The sequence below is a fragment of the Sphingobacterium spiritivorum genome (assembly GCF_016725325.1).
Classification (GTDB): domain Bacteria; phylum Bacteroidota; class Bacteroidia; order Sphingobacteriales; family Sphingobacteriaceae; genus Sphingobacterium.
The window spans coordinates 2,341,930-2,357,842 of the sequence record NZ_CP068083.1 but is presented as its reverse complement, the minus strand read 5'-3'; the positions used below and the strand labels follow the sequence as shown (position 1 = coordinate 2,357,842).

The following is a 15,913-nucleotide window of genomic DNA, read 5'->3' as shown; positions in this document are numbered from 1 at the left end:
TGCTGCTGTTTTTTTTGTTTTTAACCTATCCAGGATTTATAATATTCCTGATCTTCAATTTCTAACGCTTCTTTTGTCAGCATCAACGGCCTGAATGGATCGATCATGACTGCCAGTTCTTCTGTTTTTGTCTGCCCTATACTTTTCTCCACTGTACCCGGATGCGGCCCATGCGGAATACCTCCGGGATGCAAGGTGATCTGCCCGCGTTCTACACTCTTGCGGCTCATAAAATCTCCGTCCACATAATACAACACCTCATCTGAATCTACATTGCTATGGTTGTACGGAGCGGGAATAGACTGAGGATGATAATCATATAATCTCGGACAAAAACTACAGAGTACAAATGTTTCCGTCTCAAAAGTCTGATGCACCGGCGGAGGCTGATGAAGTTTACCGGTAATAGGCATAAAATCATGAATAGAAAATGCCCATGGATAATGATATCCGTCCCAACCCACAAAATCAAAGGGATGACTGCCATATACATATGGATATATAAGTCCTTGTTTTTTGATTCTGATTTCAAATTCTCCGGTTTGATCTATCGTTTCCAGATCTTCCGGCCGTTTGATATCTCTCTCACAAAACGGCGCATGCTCCATAAGCTGTCCGAATTCATTCCGGTAACGTTTAGGCGTACGGATCGGAGAAAAAGACTCCACGATAAACAGCCTGTTGTCCGGATTATCAAAATGTAACTGATAAATAACACCCCGGGGAATGACCAGATAGTCGCCATATTCAAACCGGATCTTTCCATAGCCTGTTTGCAGCACACCACTGCCTTCATGGATAAAGATGATCTCATCCGCCTGACTGTTTTTATAGAAGTAATCCTTCATGGAAAGTCTTGGAGCCGCAAGTGACACATGAAGATCCTGATTGACCAGTACAGGTGTGCGGCTTTCGAGGTAATCATCTTTAGGTTGTACTTTAAAACCTTTCAGACTGGTGTGCTTGAGGTGTTTTTCACGCGCTATGCGTGGAGATACATCATACGGATCCCGGATCTGCTTCACTAATGTAGGCGGGTAGCAATGATATACCAGAGAATACGTACTGGAGAAGCCATGAGTTGACACCAGTTCTTCAGAGAACAGTTCGCCGTTGGGTTTTCGGAAAATAGTGTGTCTTTTTTGAGGGACTTTTCCCAATTGATGATAAATTGGCATGATAAAGTCTATTTTAAAAATATGAAACAATTATAGTATTAAACTTGCCAAAGGATTATTTGGCGCAAGAAAAGAAGTGCCTAATATTGGGCAAAAACAACATCTGCAATCATCGCTTTTACTAAAGCGATCATGCCCGTGGATACCGTAAGGTACTGTAGTCCAAAGATGTTCATAACTGGTGTATAAGTTTATCTCAAATATAAGATTTATTTACTACATCTTTTTTAGATATTGCATAAATAATTCAGATCATCATTATATTTACCCAATATTCCTTATTTGTGATGATTTTAACAGCTCTATTTTGATATGAAACTTGTAACATGCGAATATGATAACAAGGAGCAACTTGGATTTCTTTTGGATGACCTGATCTATATCTGCAGTCTGACAGATTCAGGTTTACCCGTATCTATGAACGATTTTCTGAAAGGGGGTGAGCAGTGTATGCAAGCGATGTTACAAGCTGTTGACCTGGCTAAAGAAGGGAAATTCAGGAACATTGCACTTGACAAACGTACTGTCAGGTTATTAGCTCCGGTACCTTATCCATCTACCTTTCGGGATGCCTATGCTTTTCGCCAGCATGTATCTACATCAAGGCGTAACCGTGGCCTGGAGATGATTCCGGAATTTGATAAGTTTCCTGTTTTTTATTTTTCGAATCATCGCGCTATAATGGGGCCAGGCAGTGTATCTTGTATGCCTTTACATTTTGATCAACTTGACTTTGAACTTGAAGTTGCCATTGTACTGAATAAAAGGGGAAAGAATATTCCGGCATCTGAAGCGGATCAGTACATAGCAGGATATATGATTATGAATGATCTGAGCGCCCGACAACTTCAGATGGAAGAAATGAAACTCAACCTGGGTCCGGCAAAAGGGAAAGATTTTGCGACGATGATCGGCCCTTATATGGTAACAAAAGATGAACTGGAGTCTTATAAGGTTGCAACACCTGAAGGACATACAGGAGATACGTACAACCTGCATATGAGCTGTACCGTAAACGGAAAACAGGTATCCGCAGGTAATATGGCAGATATGAACTGGACCTTCGCAGAAATCATAGAGCGCGTTTCTTACGGAGTCGAGGTTTTCCCCGGAGATCTCATCGGATCAGGAACTGTTGGCACGGGATGTTTTCTGGAGCTCAACGGTACGGGCAAACGGAATGATCCGAATTATGAGGTACAGTGGCTGCAGCCCGGAGATCACATCAGCATGCAAGTTACCGGACTGGGACAGCTGGAGAATACCGTTGTTCTTGACCACACAAGTAAATATTAAAACAACTTCTTTTACAAGCCTTTATATTTTCATTATTAATTGAATAGTATATGTCCGATATCAAAACTAAAGTAATAGATCCCATCCAGCAACAGGCTATTTTTGATAACCTTATCAAATATGCCATTGCACCACGTCCCATTTGTTTTGCAAGTACAATAGATGCTGCAGGTCAGGTCAACCTCAGCCCCTTCAGCTATTTCAATTTAATGTCTCACCAACCTCCTGTCTGTATTTTTTCTCCTTTAAGAAGGATGCGGGACGGAACGACCAAGCATACACTTGAAAATATAAAAGAAGTAAATGAAGTTGTCGTCAATATTGTCAACTACGATATGGTACAGCAGCAATCACTTGCCAGTACAGAATATGCAAAGGGTATCAATGAATTTGAAAAATCCGGCTTTACAGCTTTGCCATCCACACATGTAAGACCTCCACGGGTTGCTGAATCCCCTGTACAGCTGGAGTGTAAGGTAAAAGAAATCATCGCACTGAGTGATGAGCCTGGAGCCGGGAATCTTGTACTGGCGGAAGTTGTATGTATGCATATTCACGAAGATTTATTAGACAGTAACAATCAGGTTGATCAGGCTAAACTGGATCTGGTTGCAAGATTGGGTGGTGACTGGTACTGTCGCGTAACAGAGGAAAGTTTATTTAAGGTTCCCAAGCCCCTGCGCAACCTTGGAATCGGAATAGATCAGCTACCGGAAAGCATACGTTTTTCTTCTGTTCTCACAGGCAATCATCTGGGTTTGCTGGCAAATGTCGAAGTAATACCGGAATCTCACATGGAAGGTAGCTCTTCAATCGATCAGGATATCCTGTCCAATCTGGAAAGATGGAAAGATGATCCTGTCAGATTCCAAAAGGAGCAACATACGCATGCAGCTAGATTACTGGACAGCGGAGAACTTCAGAAAGCCTGGCAGATCCTGTTACTCCGTCAGTAGTATACCCACCTGATCATTTTTTGCTAGTCGTATTCCGTCATGGATTAATTTGATAAGATGAACATGTTTATCCTGTATTTTCAGAAGTGTCTCCTCTACTGAAGAAGCAAGATCTTCCCATTGTTCTTTAACTGCTATTTCCAGGATTTCTAAAAGTCCTAACCAGTCTTCCGGATAGCGGACTGAAAGTTCGGCATACAGAACTTTTAAGGTTTGTGATGAGGATTTGCTTTCCCTTTCTTTTCTGATACGGGCATAGATCTGATGTAAAGTTAATGTCTGTTCATCATATACCTGATGAACAGTTTTTGTCTGGGACACCGTAGATTCCTGTTCAAATGCATCTTTATCTGCGGCACCGCAATAAACCGATACAATTTCTTTACCTACAGCCATATCATATATACCCCATTCCGGATCAAAATACAGTTGACAGCTCTCGATCTCAACTACCTGACACGGCGCCATAGACACCAAAATCAGTTTCCCATTCTGACGAAGAACAGACTGAACCAAACCTCTCACTTCTATACCGGAATCAAAAGTAAGGACAGTTTCCTTTCCTTCAACAATATCATACTTCACCAATTCCTCATCTGTAAAATCTTCTAAGGCGACATTAGTCCCTTTCAAAAGTCCTACAGGAGAACCAAATCCTTCCCGATGGTAGTTCTTGCCATGCCCCTTCAATTGTTTATTTTGACAAGATAGTGCTGTAGACCCTGCAGATTTAATATAGAACAACGTATCATCATCGCTTACCTTTTGGAATATTCCAGAAACCTGCAATCCTGAACTATATACAACCGTACATACATTCTGACAGGCAATGGCTTTATCCACACTATCCTTCCCTCCGATCCGGAAAGCCATTGTATTGGCAAAATCATCCAATACATTTCTCAGATGCAAAAAATCCGGAGTGACAAATAATTGTGGCTGAGGCTTAGTTATATCATATGCGTAATTCAATGCATCCAGACTATAAGGTAATTTTGGAACTTCTTTACGCATACACGAAGCACTTTCTCCTATTGAAGATAACAAACCGGCACCGTAAATTTTCGGAACATCAGGAGTTCCGATAAGGCCATATTCAACCGTCCACCAGTGCAGTCGGCTCAGTAAAGTCATTTCAGAAGGATCACCCATATTCTCCTGAACATTTTTCAGGTGTAATTCGGCCTCTTCTATTTCATGACTTGTTGCACTATTCTTTTCTTTAATGATGGAAAGACTTCTGATCGCTTCATATAAAGCAAAATCCTGAGCAGAAAACATAGCCTTCGACCCTATCTCACCAAAATACTGCAAGTATTCTGCATACTCAGGCTCACCTATAATAGGTGCATGGCCCGATGATTCGTGGATAATATCAGGAGCCGGTGTATACTCAATATGCTCAAGCTGACGGATATCCGCAGCAATTACCAATACGCGATGTGCCTGAAATTCCATAAACGCCGATGGCGGAATGAATCCGTCTACCGTAGCAGCTCCCCAGCCTATTTGTTTCAAACTGTCATTCATTGCCTGCAAATCCGGAATATGTTCAATTGTCAATCCGGCCTTTTTTAGCCCGGGAATGTAAGGGTAATAGGCTACATCTTTAAGATAAGCATAATTTTGACGCATAACATAGCGCCAGATAGCCTGGTCCACGGGTGTGTATCTTTCGTATTGCTGAGGCACAACATATTTCTTAAGATGTGCGGGTAACTGCTCCAAAATCGGATTATTGTATGTATCCATTTACAATCGGCTTTAACACAAACTTAAATATTTAGTCTCTGATGTGCAAATCCTTAATCCGAACATGACTTTATTTCAATGAAAGTTCTGTGGACACAAATCAGTCTCCGAAATGTATAGGATGAAATTTTCGCTGAAAATCAAACCAGCAGGTTTTATTGAAAACGATTTCTTTTTTATAAAAAGCATTTTTATACAGACTACCGGAGGATGGATTAATTCCTCTTTCGTAGACTTCACTCTTTTTCAAAAGCCTGTCAATTGCGTTCATCAAAGACGTTATTTTTTTATCAGGTGTCTTTGAAACAATACGCAAATTGATATTTTCTATTTCACTATCTGTTGACCGTCCACCAAGCCCTTCGATCACATAATGAAAAAAGTCGTCGTCAAAGAAGCTGGAATTTCCCTCTTCATCGTATACTTCTGAAGTAATATAAAAAGCGTGATAGTCTTTATTCAACAGGCTGGATATATCCTCTATAGATTCATTGAGCCGGATAGTCTCTCTTTTACTTTTTGCTATTTTCATAAGGTAAAGATGATATCCTCCTGCAGTTATAAGATTCTGTATATCCTTACAAAAATCTTCCAGAGAATTGACGACATTGATACGAACAGGCATTTTTATTTGTGTTTACAGGGTAAGAATTCTTTCTATAACGAACAATCGTTCATGCTATCATCTGGGGTCAATCCGGATAAACTACCTTGATCAATGTTTCGTTTACACTATAAAAATACTTAAATTAGAGTAATTTTTTAGAACCCATAATCATGATATATCAACTACCTTCCTCCAAAAATTTTGAAAGTCAACTTAAAGACAAAAACACGCATCTCTTCATCCTGAAAAATGCCAGAGGAATGCAAGTTGCTTTAAGTGATTATGGAGCACGTATAGTCAGCATTTTAGTTCCGGATCAAAAAGGAAATCTAAGAGACGTTGCACTGGGTTTTGATTCAATTCAGAAATATTATGAAGCAGACGAGCAGTATCACGGCGTTACAGCAGGCCGTTTTGCTAATCGCATTGCCAATGGCAAATTTGAAATAAACGGTTCTTCTTATACGTTGGATCAGAATAACGGGATCAACTCACTTCATGGTGGAATAGAAGGATTTCATCGCCGTGTGTGGGACAGAAGAATGAATCAGGAGTCATATGTGGAATTTTACTATGTTTCGAAAGACGGGGAAGAAGGTTTTCCCGGCAACCTGAGTGTTGTTGTCTCGTATTCTTTGACGGATGAGAATGAAATCATTATCAAGTATCGTGCAGAATCAGACCAGGATACTGTTATCAACCTCACCAATCATACATACTTCAATCTCAATGGCGAAGGTAATGGCGATATTCTTAATCATCACTTACAGATCAATTCCAGTGAATATCTTGCTGTAGATGAACATCAGATTCCAAATGCTGTCCTACCTGTTGAAGGCACTGCTTTTGACTTCAGAGAGTTCAAAACCATCGCACAGGATATAGCAGCAAATGATGAACAGCTAATTGCGGCCAAAGGCTATGACCATTGCTTTGTAAATGCTATTCCTATTTCAAGTCCATGTGCTTCTGTATTCTCACCTGCATCCGGAATACGAATGGATGTGCTGACAACAGAGCCGGGAGTACAGCTTTATACCGGTAACTGGATGACCGGAAATGATATCGGAAAATCCGGACACAAGTATTTACCGTATGCAGGGTTGTGTCTGGAGACTCAACACTATCCGGACAGCCCTAATCAACTGCAATTTCCGACTACCTTGCTGAAAAAAGGGGAAGTATTTACTTCAGAAACTCATTTTAAGTTTTCAATTCAAAAATAAAGAATACAACTTATATCAATATATTTCCGCTCTCTTTTCCAAGCAAAGGGTTAGCTGAGGTTCTGAAAAGAAAAGGCTTCAGGAATTTTATTCCTGAAGCCTTTCTGTATTATTCTCCTATTCGAGATTTTATTTTACTAACGCCTGCAAAGCGTTATCCACTTTTTCAAAACCAAAATCAGCCTTGACCTGTTCAAACATCCGTCTTATATGGTCATTACACAGATTACCTATACTTCCTTCATGGGTATGATTTACTTCCTTAGAAGGTTGAAAAGTTCCTTCTTCAATAGCCAAACCAATATTTTTATACGCTTCTCTAAATGGAACACCTTTTAACACCTCATTATTAACCACTTCTACCGAAAATAAATAATCGTATTTAGGATCATCCAATACATTTTCTTTGACTGAGATATTCGCTAACATATAAGTTGCGATTTCCAGACATTCATTTAGTGATTTAAAAGCCGGGAAAAGATTTTCTTTCAATAATTGCAGATCTCTGTGATACCCGGACGGGAGATTGGTGGTCATCAAAGCAATTTCATTGGGTAATGCCTGTATCTTATTACAACGAGAACGGATCAATTCGAACACATCCGGATTTTTCTTATGAGGCATAATACTGGATCCTGTAGTCAGATGCGCAGGAAAGGAGATAAAACCAAAATTTTGATTAATGTATAGTGTTACATCCATCGCAAACTTGGCAAGGGTTGCTGCAATTGCGCTCATACCCTGAGCAAGGATACGTTCTGTCTTGCCACGCCCCATCTGTGCATACACCACATTATAGTTAAGATCCTCAAACCCCAGCAACTCCGTTGTAAGTGTACGATTCAATGGAAAAGATGAACCGTATCCGGCCGCAGATCCTAACGGGTTTTTATTACACACCTTCCATGCTGCCTTCATCAGCTCCATATCGTCTACAAGACTCTCTGCATATGCTCCAAACCAAAGTCCAAAGGAAGAAGGCATAGCAATCTGTAAATGTGTATAGCCCGGAATCAATACCTGTTTGTATTGTTCACTCAACGTAAGCAACTGATCAAAAAAGTGCGTTGTATTCTGCACTATGCTTTGAATTTCCGAACGGAAGTATAATTTAAGGTCTACCAGAACCTGATCATTTCGGGATCTTCCTGAATGTATTTTTTTTCCGGCCTCACCTATTCTTTGCGTAAGCAGCATTTCTACCTGAGAATGCACATCTTCTACTGAATCCTCAATTTGAAAATTACCTTCCCGAATTTCACGGTAGATATTTTTAAGTTCTTTCTGAACGACAGCTAGATCTTCATCTGACATCAGATCTATACTATTAAGCATACGTGTGTGTGCTAATGAGCCCAATACATCGGCTTCCGCCAGCTGCAAGTCCATTACGCGATCGTTACCTACTGTAAATGTTTCTACCAGGGAATCCACATCAATATTTTTTTGCCAGATCTTCATGCTTTTATCTTTTTAAGGTGTACAAAAATACCATTTGAAATTTAAATAAAACAATGCAATTCGATGTTTACGTTTTTGTTTCCGAAAGCTCATATTATGTTTGTGTATGTATTTAAGAATCTGTAGAAAATCAGGACAATATGAAAGAGCTGGCATACCGATCTGCAGAAATATGGAGAACATTATCAACTCATTCGCTGACTTATTATATTTTGGTCATGATTTTTCGCTCTAAATAAAACATGTTTAAACAACGTAAAAACCATGTTAACGCTATGTTAAGGGTTATTTTTGAAATTTATCGAAAAACAGTTAGTGAGTGAGCGGTTACTTTTTTTAAAAAAAGACTTTGTACAAATAATTTATATCCATATGTTTGTGACAACAAAGGGAGAATGGAAAGAGAGAAAAAGGAACGGATGAGTTAACACTCACCTTTTTCAACAAAACAAAAGTAAACCAACTATGATAGACCCAAAAGTCTTAAAACTTGAAAAAAATATTACAACCTAGCCAATTATAAACTAATTTTGAGCAAAAGGCCTGTCAGCACCCACGACAAGCCTTTTTTGTTTTTGACGGGCTGCAAAAAGACTTTTCAAAATTTAAACCGTATCTTTGTATATTATCATCTCAATTTCCAACTATGGCTACAGAAAGTAAAAGACAGCAACGGTTTGCCGGAGTCATTCAGCAGGATTTGGCAGAACTCTTCCAACGCGACGGGAACAACTGGGCACCGGGTGCTTTTATTACCGTAACCCGTGTACGTGTAACTCCCGATCTGGCAATAGCCCGTGTATATCTGAGTTTCTTAAATACAAAAACAGCTCCGGAAGATATCAAGGCAATACGCACAAAAACTTCAGAAATAAGATATAAACTTGGGTCAAGAATCAAGAATCAGGCACGGATAGTTCCGCAACTTGAGTTCTTCCTCGATGACACCAATGAATATGTAGAACATATGGACAAGATCTTTGACGAGATCAGCAAAGAACCAAGACAACCAGATTAAACAATCTGGTTTTTTTATGGAATAAGTATATGATTTTTCAACTCGATGATCAGGATCTAAGTTTCCCTCATCCAAAATACGCAGAAGAAGACGGCTTGCTGGCTGTCGGTGGCGATTTAAGTCCCGACCGTCTGCTACTCGCTTACAGCAACGGAATCTTTCCCTGGTTTAGTGATGACAGTCCGATTCTTTGGTATGCTCCTCATGAACGCTTTGTAATCTTTCCTGAAAAATTAAAAGTCAGCAAGAGTATGAAGCAGATATTGCGTAAAGCAGAGTTTAAAGTTACGCTTAATACTGCCTTTGAACAGGTAATCCGTCAATGTGCCAAAATAGAGCGCAAAGATCAGGACGGTACATGGATCACTGCTGATATGATTGATGCTTACATCAGGCTTCACCCATCAGGTTATGCTCACGCTATTGAGGTATGGCAGGATGGTCAGCTCGTTGGAGGATTATATGGTGTACTGATCGGGCAGGTCTTCTGCGGAGAAAGTATGTTTTCAAAAGTGCCCAACGCATCTAAGATAGCTCTTATCCATTTATTTCAGTTTTTTGATCTCAAATTTGTAGATTGCCAGTTCCATACGGATCATCTCGCTTCTATGGGTGGCGAAATGATTTCACAGGAAGACTATCTAAATATACTTAACACTTAAACGCATGTCTCAGCAATACAAATCATATTTTGATATTCCTGAAAATATCAGCTATTTAACAACTCCCGGATCAGGTCTTATTACCAAAGAAATAAAAAAATGGCGGTCACAATATGATACGGATTTTCATATGACGGACACCATATTACGAGAACAACAGGGGGCATTTATTCAACAGGTAAAGCAGACTATAGCTGAATTTACGCACACAGCTACACAAAATATCTTCTGTACACCAAACTTTTCACATGGCTTTAATGTCATACTTAACGGCCTCCCTGCTGATGTACGCATACTGTTACTGAATGAAGATTATCCTTCTGTCAATTTTCCTGTTATCAGCCGTGGGTTTGATCATACTTTTGTGAACATTGATGAAAACATGGAACAGAATATTCTGGAAGCTATCCGTCATTACAAACCCGATGTATTTATATGTAGCATTGTTCAGTATATCTCAGGCATTAAAATCGATCTGTCTTTTATTCAGGAACTAAAAGCGACTCATCCGGATCTGTTGATTATAGGTGACGGCACACAATATCTGGGTACAGAACCTTTTGATTTTGAAACCTCAGGTTTTGACGGAATAGGCACCAGCGGATACAAGTGGTTGCTCTCCGGTTTTGGAAACGGTTTTTTTATCCTTAATGACCTCTTGAAAAGCAAGCTCTATCAGACAGCTCAACAACAGAAGCCCGTATTTGAAAAAATGTGGGAAGGAAAGAGCATATTGCAATTATATTTTGAGCCTGGTCATGTAGATACATTGGCTCAGGGTACACTCCAGAAATCTTTACAGTTTTTTCAGCAGCTCGGCATTCAGCATACAGCAGCCTATACTTCCCGGCTATCTGAGCATGCAAGGGAAGAGTTTGAAAAAAGAAACCTGTTGACGGATATTGTGAAAAAGCGAAAGAGCGGAAGTACTATTTTCAATTTACAGATTGATCCAAATCATTTTACGACTTTAATGGAAAACGGCATTAAATGTTTTCCGCGTGGAACGGGTATACGTATAGGATTTCATTTGTATAATGATACAAAGGATCTGGAGCGATTATTACAGGTCATAGACACATTGCCAAAATAAAAAAACAGAAATTATTCACTTAAAACAGACCCCCAAGACACAAATGCATAAGTCCGGAACTGTTCGTTAGCAAATAGCAATTGAAAAAATAACTTATATACAAATGAAATATCCATGTAGTACAGACTGCACAAACACGAATGAAGAAAGTTGGGATATTCCATATGACCATTGAAAAATCAAATTATATACATATGAAATTCAAAATCGGAGATCTGGTAAGATTTGTTGACGAGCCTATAGAAGGCCACGTAACATCTTTTCAGGATAATGATATAGTAGGTGTAACAGATGAAACAGGATTTGAAATCCCTGTGCTGACGAGTAAAATTACACTTGTACACGGCAATATGAACCGTGAAGATGATGAGGTTACAGAAACCAAAATAATAGAGCCTGCAAAATTTGTAGAAAAAGGCATTCTGCTTGCTGTATCAGGAGACCAGAAAGAAGGCTTAGCAAAATTGCATATCATCAATGAGACTTCTTACGAGCTTTTAGTGAGTGTATCTGAGATTAGCAATGCGAAGGCAAAAGGAATATTTGCCGGAATGGTGAGCCCGCATGATGCTGTACAGTTTTTCTCCGGCAATTTTTCAGCTGTTGGAAATTGGCCAAATTTTCATTTTCAGATTGTCAAACACAGCCGGTCTGCACAGAAAATAAATCAGCCAATAGAGAGAGAACAACGGGTACGGCCTGTAGATCTGACGAATGCGAAGCTGATGAACGACACACTCCGCGAGAAGGTCTGGCACTATGTATTGGATAAAGAAGAGGAAAATATTGGTTTGGATAAATTGCAATCCCATTTTATTTCTAACAGACTTCAAAAAAAATAAGCCCGGAAAACCCGGGCTTATTTTATACATTTTGTTCAGCCTGTTTCAGCTGTTTAGTACTTATCAGCAAACACAATATGCCTATGAGATATACAACCCATCCCCAACGCATATGAATTGCTTTGGATAGCAAACCGTCTGCAAACTTCCATCCGAAATAATTATTGATCTTAAAGTACACGGCCGAAATACTTAAAAGATACCAGCCTGCAGCGATGCGGGTCATCAAACGATAGCCTTTGAGCTGACGAATAAAAAACAACAATCCTGTAATCCCAATGATACCATAGGTAATGAAAAACAGAGCTTCATCTGTCTGGTATAAATTCCAGTTTCCTTTAATAGGGACCTTCAGCATAGGTAGCATCCCGGATAACAGACACAGGATCACACCCGCAAGTGCAAAATTCTTTCGAATGATTAGCATAATTTCTTTCTTATTTTACTGCAAAAATAAAGATACTTTCCCGATCTATCATCTTCGGGCAATAAACTTTTATTATACATAAGGAGCTATCATTTTAAAGGTTCAAATCCATCGTTAAGCGGATTGATAAACCTTATAACCCTCGTTACAAAAAAACAGCCATAACTGTCATTTTACTGTCAATTGCTCCGCCTCACAAATAATAAATACTTTTTGTTCCAAATCATTTAAATGATTGACATCACATTTTTAAATCAAAAAATATAACAACAAATTGATTAACAACATTTTAACAAATTTTTAACGCTATTTATAATCGTTCTAAATTCATCCGTTTGACAGATTTTTGACATAATACATAGTCGATTAGACTACATTTGCACTACTAAAATAGTGAGCAACGAGATTCAGCTTTGAAGAATTTAAAAGTTATAGCATTTACACACAAGCACGTCGAGTTAAAAGACCTTGGCAATCTGGTAATCTGTAATGAGGAACTGGAGAGTCGGTTAATTAACTTAAAGCACAGCCTTGATATTCCAGAGATTTTTTACATCGGCACCTGTAACCGGGTTGAATTTGTATTTTACGGAGCATATGAGCTGAGCGATGACTTTGTTGCGAAGTTTATGGAAAAATTAAACTTCTGTGTACCTCAGGAACGTCTTCAATGTTACTTAGGTCAGGTAAACCGCTATGAAGGACTGGATGCATTAAACCATCTGCTTCGTATGTCGTGTTCTCTTGAGAGTCTTGTCGTTGGCGAGAAAGAAATTCTGTCTCAGGTAAGAAGAGCCTATGAAAGATGCCGCGAAGCGGGCTTCACAGGAGATTTTCTCCGTCTGATGATGGATCGCCTGATCAAGACAGCCAAGGAAGTATATACTTACACTAAGATTTCACGCAACCCTATTTCCGTAGTATCTTTAGCTTATCGTAAACTTCGCGAGCTTAAGCTGACAAATAATCCCCGCATCCTTGTTATCGGATCCGGAGAGACAAATCAGAATCTTGCGAAATATCTGCAAAAGCATAAGTTTGAAAATTTTGTAATTTTCAACCGTACAGTAGAGAATGCCCATACTCTGGCGCAGGAACTAAATGCACAGGTATACCCATTAAGCGAGTTGGGTAATTATAAAAATGGTTTCGATATTCTGATCACCTGTACAGGAGCTCCGGATGCTATCGTGAATAACGCTCTGTATGAATCTTTACTTAACGGCGAAACAGACAAAAAAATCATTGTGGATCTCGCTATTCCAAATGATATTGATGCAGAAGTAATTGCCTGCCATCCTATTCACTATATTGAAGTAAGCAGTCTGCAGGCTATTGCTGAGAAAAATATTCAGGAACGTTACGATGAGCTGACTAGTGCAGAGTGCATCATCAAACAGAATATTGAAGAATTTCTTCCTATCATCAAGCAACGTCGTGTGGAAGTCGCTATGAGACAGGTCCCTGAAAAAATCAAGGAAATCAAGTCTTTTGCGATTAATGAAGTGTTTGCTCAGGATCTCAGCAAACTGGATCCTCAGGCAAGAGAAGTACTGGAAAAAGTCATCAACTATATGGAAAAGAAATATATCAAAGTTCCTATGGTAATGGCAAAAGAAATTCTGGTCAAAACTTCAGAGGCTGAAAACAATTAGTTTTCGATAATTTTTCCTTTTAATTTTTATAAAAATTGACTTAATCTGACATAGGTATGTCGGCATTATACATCTATTTGGCTAAATTTGTGCTTTCTTATTCTAAATCTATTTAATATAGTTAATTAACGTGAACAGAAAATTAATCATTGGAACACGCGGAAGCCAACTCGCTATGTGGCAAGCAAATCATATTAAAGACAGACTTGCAGCAGCGGGGATTGACTCTGAATTGAAAGTAATCAAGACTCAGGGAGATATTATACAGCATTTGCGTCTGGACAAACTGGAGGGCAAAGGATTTTTCACCAAAGAACTGGAAGAAGAATTATTGTCATCAACGATTGATCTGGCTGTTCACTCTCACAAAGATTTACCTACAGTCAATCCTCCGGGATTAATTATTGCAGCTGTTTCTGAACGGGAAAGCCCTGCAGAACTGCTGATTGTATTAAAAGACTGTGTAGATATTAAAAAGCGTCTTTCACTGAAGCATAATGCAACGGTAGGAACGTCTTCTAACCGCAGAAAAGCACAGCTTTTATCCTTACGTCCTGATCTGGAATTTGATGACCTTCGTGGCAATCTTCAAACACGTATTCAGAAACTGAGAGATGAGAATTATGATGCGATTATCCTGGCTAAAGCTGGTGTTGAACGTATAGATATGGATCTTTCAGATTTTTATGTAGAAGAGATTCCTCCTGTTGAGCTTATTCCGGCACCCGCACAAGGTGTACTGGCCATACAGATCCGCGAATCAGATCAGGAATTGTTTGAAGCATTGCAAGTCATTCATAATAAGGAAGTAGCTGAAGTAATAGCTGTAGAACGTAAAGTATTAAACTTATTTGATGCCGGATGCCATGCTCCACTCGGGTGCTATTGCCGCAAGAGTGAAGGTAAATATGAAGCCTGGACATCTGTTGCAGAAACCAGCGATGAATTTCCGGACAGATTATATATCCAGCGTGATTCTACGGAAGGAATGGCAGAAGAGATCTTTGCAAAATTCGCAAAGGACCGCAAACTTCCATCGTCTATCTTTATATCACGGGATATAGACGAAAACACGTATTTCGCCAGAGCCATGGCCAAGCATAATATCCAGCTTGATGCCCGTTCTCTGATACGCATCTATCCTATCATTAACAAATTAGATCCTTTTATCTTAAAGCATGTAGATTGGGTATTCTTTGCAAGTAGAAATGGTATTGATCATTTCTTTTCGCTGGATCCGCAGTTACGCAAGCATACAAAGATAGGGGTAGTAGGAAGAGGATCAGAAGAAGCATTGCGTAAATATGACCGTGTTGCTGATTTCTCCGGAGATGATTTCGGAATTCATACGGATGAGATTGGTCTTGAGTTTGCTAAAATAGCAAATGGACAGACAGTACTTTTTCCACGAGCAAAGGATTCTTTAGAAACGATACAGAAAGCCATGAGTGCGGACACAAAAATCATTGATATGCCAGTCTATGAAACGGTACTTGATGAAAACGTAGCCGCTACAACTGCTGAAGTTCTGATCTTTACCAGCCCAAGTAATGTCGAGGCCTATTTTATCGACAATCTTATTGAACCGGGACAGCAGATTATTTCTATAGGCAAATCCACAGGTGCCAAAATAGCCGAAATGGGATTACCTTATGTTACCCCTTATTCGCCTGATGAAATCGGTCTGACAGAGGCTGTATTTGGATTGAAATATTAAATTCAAAAGTGAAAACTTAAAGG

14 protein-coding genes are annotated in these 15,913 nt (G+C 39.3%); 9 read left to right on the top strand and 5 right to left on the bottom strand.

What is annotated here, in order from left to right; translation table 11 throughout:
- Positions 1 to 20: 20 nt before the first annotated feature.
- Entirely contained in the window at positions 21 to 1,178 is a 1,158-nt protein-coding gene (locus I6J02_RS09760) for a homogentisate 1,2-dioxygenase (RefSeq protein ID WP_201681489.1), read from the bottom strand.
- 312 nt (positions 1,179 to 1,490) lie between these two features.
- On the opposite strand from I6J02_RS09760, the gene I6J02_RS09755 reads away from it, so the two are divergent.
- On the top strand, positions 1,491 to 2,474 hold the full coding sequence (locus I6J02_RS09755) for a fumarylacetoacetate hydrolase family protein (protein ID WP_201681488.1): 984 nt from the start codon (positions 1,491 to 1,493) through the stop codon (positions 2,472 to 2,474).
- Positions 2,475 to 2,524: 50 nt separating this feature from the next.
- Positions 2,525 to 3,430: a flavin reductase family protein gene (locus tag I6J02_RS09750; RefSeq protein ID WP_201681487.1), complete on the top strand. Its 906-nt coding sequence runs from the start codon at positions 2,525 to 2,527 to the stop codon at positions 3,428 to 3,430.
- Here I6J02_RS09750 and I6J02_RS09745 read toward each other — a convergent pair.
- Together I6J02_RS09745 and I6J02_RS09740 are read right to left on the bottom strand one after the other, a co-directional pair.
- Positions 3,416 to 5,182 (bottom strand): aromatic amino acid hydroxylase, encoded by a 1,767-nt coding sequence (locus tag I6J02_RS09745; protein ID WP_201681486.1) that lies wholly within the window; start codon positions 5,180 to 5,182, stop codon positions 3,416 to 3,418. The two genes, I6J02_RS09750 and I6J02_RS09745, sit on opposite strands and share 15 nt — an antisense overlap.
- 100 nt (positions 5,183 to 5,282) lie before the next feature.
- A complete protein-coding gene (locus I6J02_RS09740; protein WP_201681485.1) occupies positions 5,283 to 5,807 on the bottom strand; it encodes a hypothetical protein in 525 nt (174 codons plus the stop codon).
- A 152-nt stretch (positions 5,808 to 5,959) separates the two neighbouring features.
- Here I6J02_RS09740 and I6J02_RS09735 point away from each other — a divergent pair, with 152 nt between their 5' ends.
- The gene (locus I6J02_RS09735) at positions 5,960 to 7,015 is read left to right on the top strand and encodes an aldose epimerase family protein (protein ID WP_201681484.1); all 1,056 of its coding nucleotides are present in this window, start codon (positions 5,960 to 5,962) and stop codon (positions 7,013 to 7,015) included.
- Between the two features lie 129 nt (positions 7,016 to 7,144).
- On the opposite strand, the gene argH is transcribed toward I6J02_RS09735, so the two are convergent.
- The gene (argH, locus tag I6J02_RS09730; RefSeq protein ID WP_201681483.1) at positions 7,145 to 8,476 is read right to left on the bottom strand and encodes an argininosuccinate lyase; all 1,332 of its coding nucleotides are present in this window, start codon (positions 8,474 to 8,476) and stop codon (positions 7,145 to 7,147) included.
- A gap of 646 nt (positions 8,477 to 9,122) precedes the next feature.
- On the opposite strand from argH, the gene rbfA reads away from it, so the two are divergent.
- The 4 genes from rbfA to I6J02_RS09710 all read left to right on the top strand — a co-directional run bounded on the left by rbfA (position 9,123) and on the right by I6J02_RS09710 (position 12,091).
- Positions 9,123 to 9,494 carry a 30S ribosome-binding factor RbfA gene (gene rbfA / locus I6J02_RS09725; protein ID WP_003008319.1) on the top strand — a complete coding sequence of 124 codons (372 nt, stop codon included), beginning with the start codon at positions 9,123 to 9,125 and terminating at the stop codon, positions 9,492 to 9,494.
- Positions 9,495 to 9,523: 29 nt separating this feature from the next.
- Positions 9,524 to 10,156 carry a leucyl/phenylalanyl-tRNA--protein transferase gene (gene aat, locus I6J02_RS09720; RefSeq protein ID WP_201681482.1) on the top strand — a complete coding sequence of 211 codons (633 nt, stop codon included), beginning with the start codon at positions 9,524 to 9,526 and terminating at the stop codon, positions 10,154 to 10,156.
- Between the two features lie 4 nt (positions 10,157 to 10,160).
- Positions 10,161 to 11,249 carry an aminotransferase class V-fold PLP-dependent enzyme gene (locus tag I6J02_RS09715; RefSeq protein WP_201681481.1) on the top strand — a complete coding sequence of 363 codons (1,089 nt, stop codon included), beginning with the start codon at positions 10,161 to 10,163 and terminating at the stop codon, positions 11,247 to 11,249.
- 194 nt (positions 11,250 to 11,443) lie between these two features.
- Complete coding sequence (locus I6J02_RS09710) at positions 11,444 to 12,091, top strand: hypothetical protein (protein WP_236582391.1); 648 nt, start codon at positions 11,444 to 11,446, stop codon at positions 12,089 to 12,091.
- Positions 12,092 to 12,113: 22 nt separating this feature from the next.
- Here I6J02_RS09710 and I6J02_RS09705 read toward each other — a convergent pair whose 3' ends face one another.
- Positions 12,114 to 12,518, bottom strand: a complete 405-nt coding sequence (locus tag I6J02_RS09705; RefSeq protein WP_201681480.1) for a hypothetical protein — start codon at positions 12,516 to 12,518, stop codon at positions 12,114 to 12,116.
- A 413-nt stretch (positions 12,519 to 12,931) separates the two neighbouring features.
- Here I6J02_RS09705 and hemA point away from each other — a divergent pair, with 413 nt between their 5' ends.
- Together hemA and hemC are read left to right on the top strand one after the other, a co-directional pair.
- The gene (hemA, locus tag I6J02_RS09700) at positions 12,932 to 14,173 is read left to right on the top strand and encodes a glutamyl-tRNA reductase (protein WP_201681479.1); all 1,242 of its coding nucleotides are present in this window, start codon (positions 12,932 to 12,934) and stop codon (positions 14,171 to 14,173) included.
- Between the two features lie 130 nt (positions 14,174 to 14,303).
- A complete protein-coding gene (hemC, locus tag I6J02_RS09695; RefSeq protein WP_201681478.1) occupies positions 14,304 to 15,890 on the top strand; it encodes a hydroxymethylbilane synthase in 1,587 nt (528 codons plus the stop codon).
- The last annotated feature ends 23 nt before the right edge of the window (positions 15,891 to 15,913 follow it).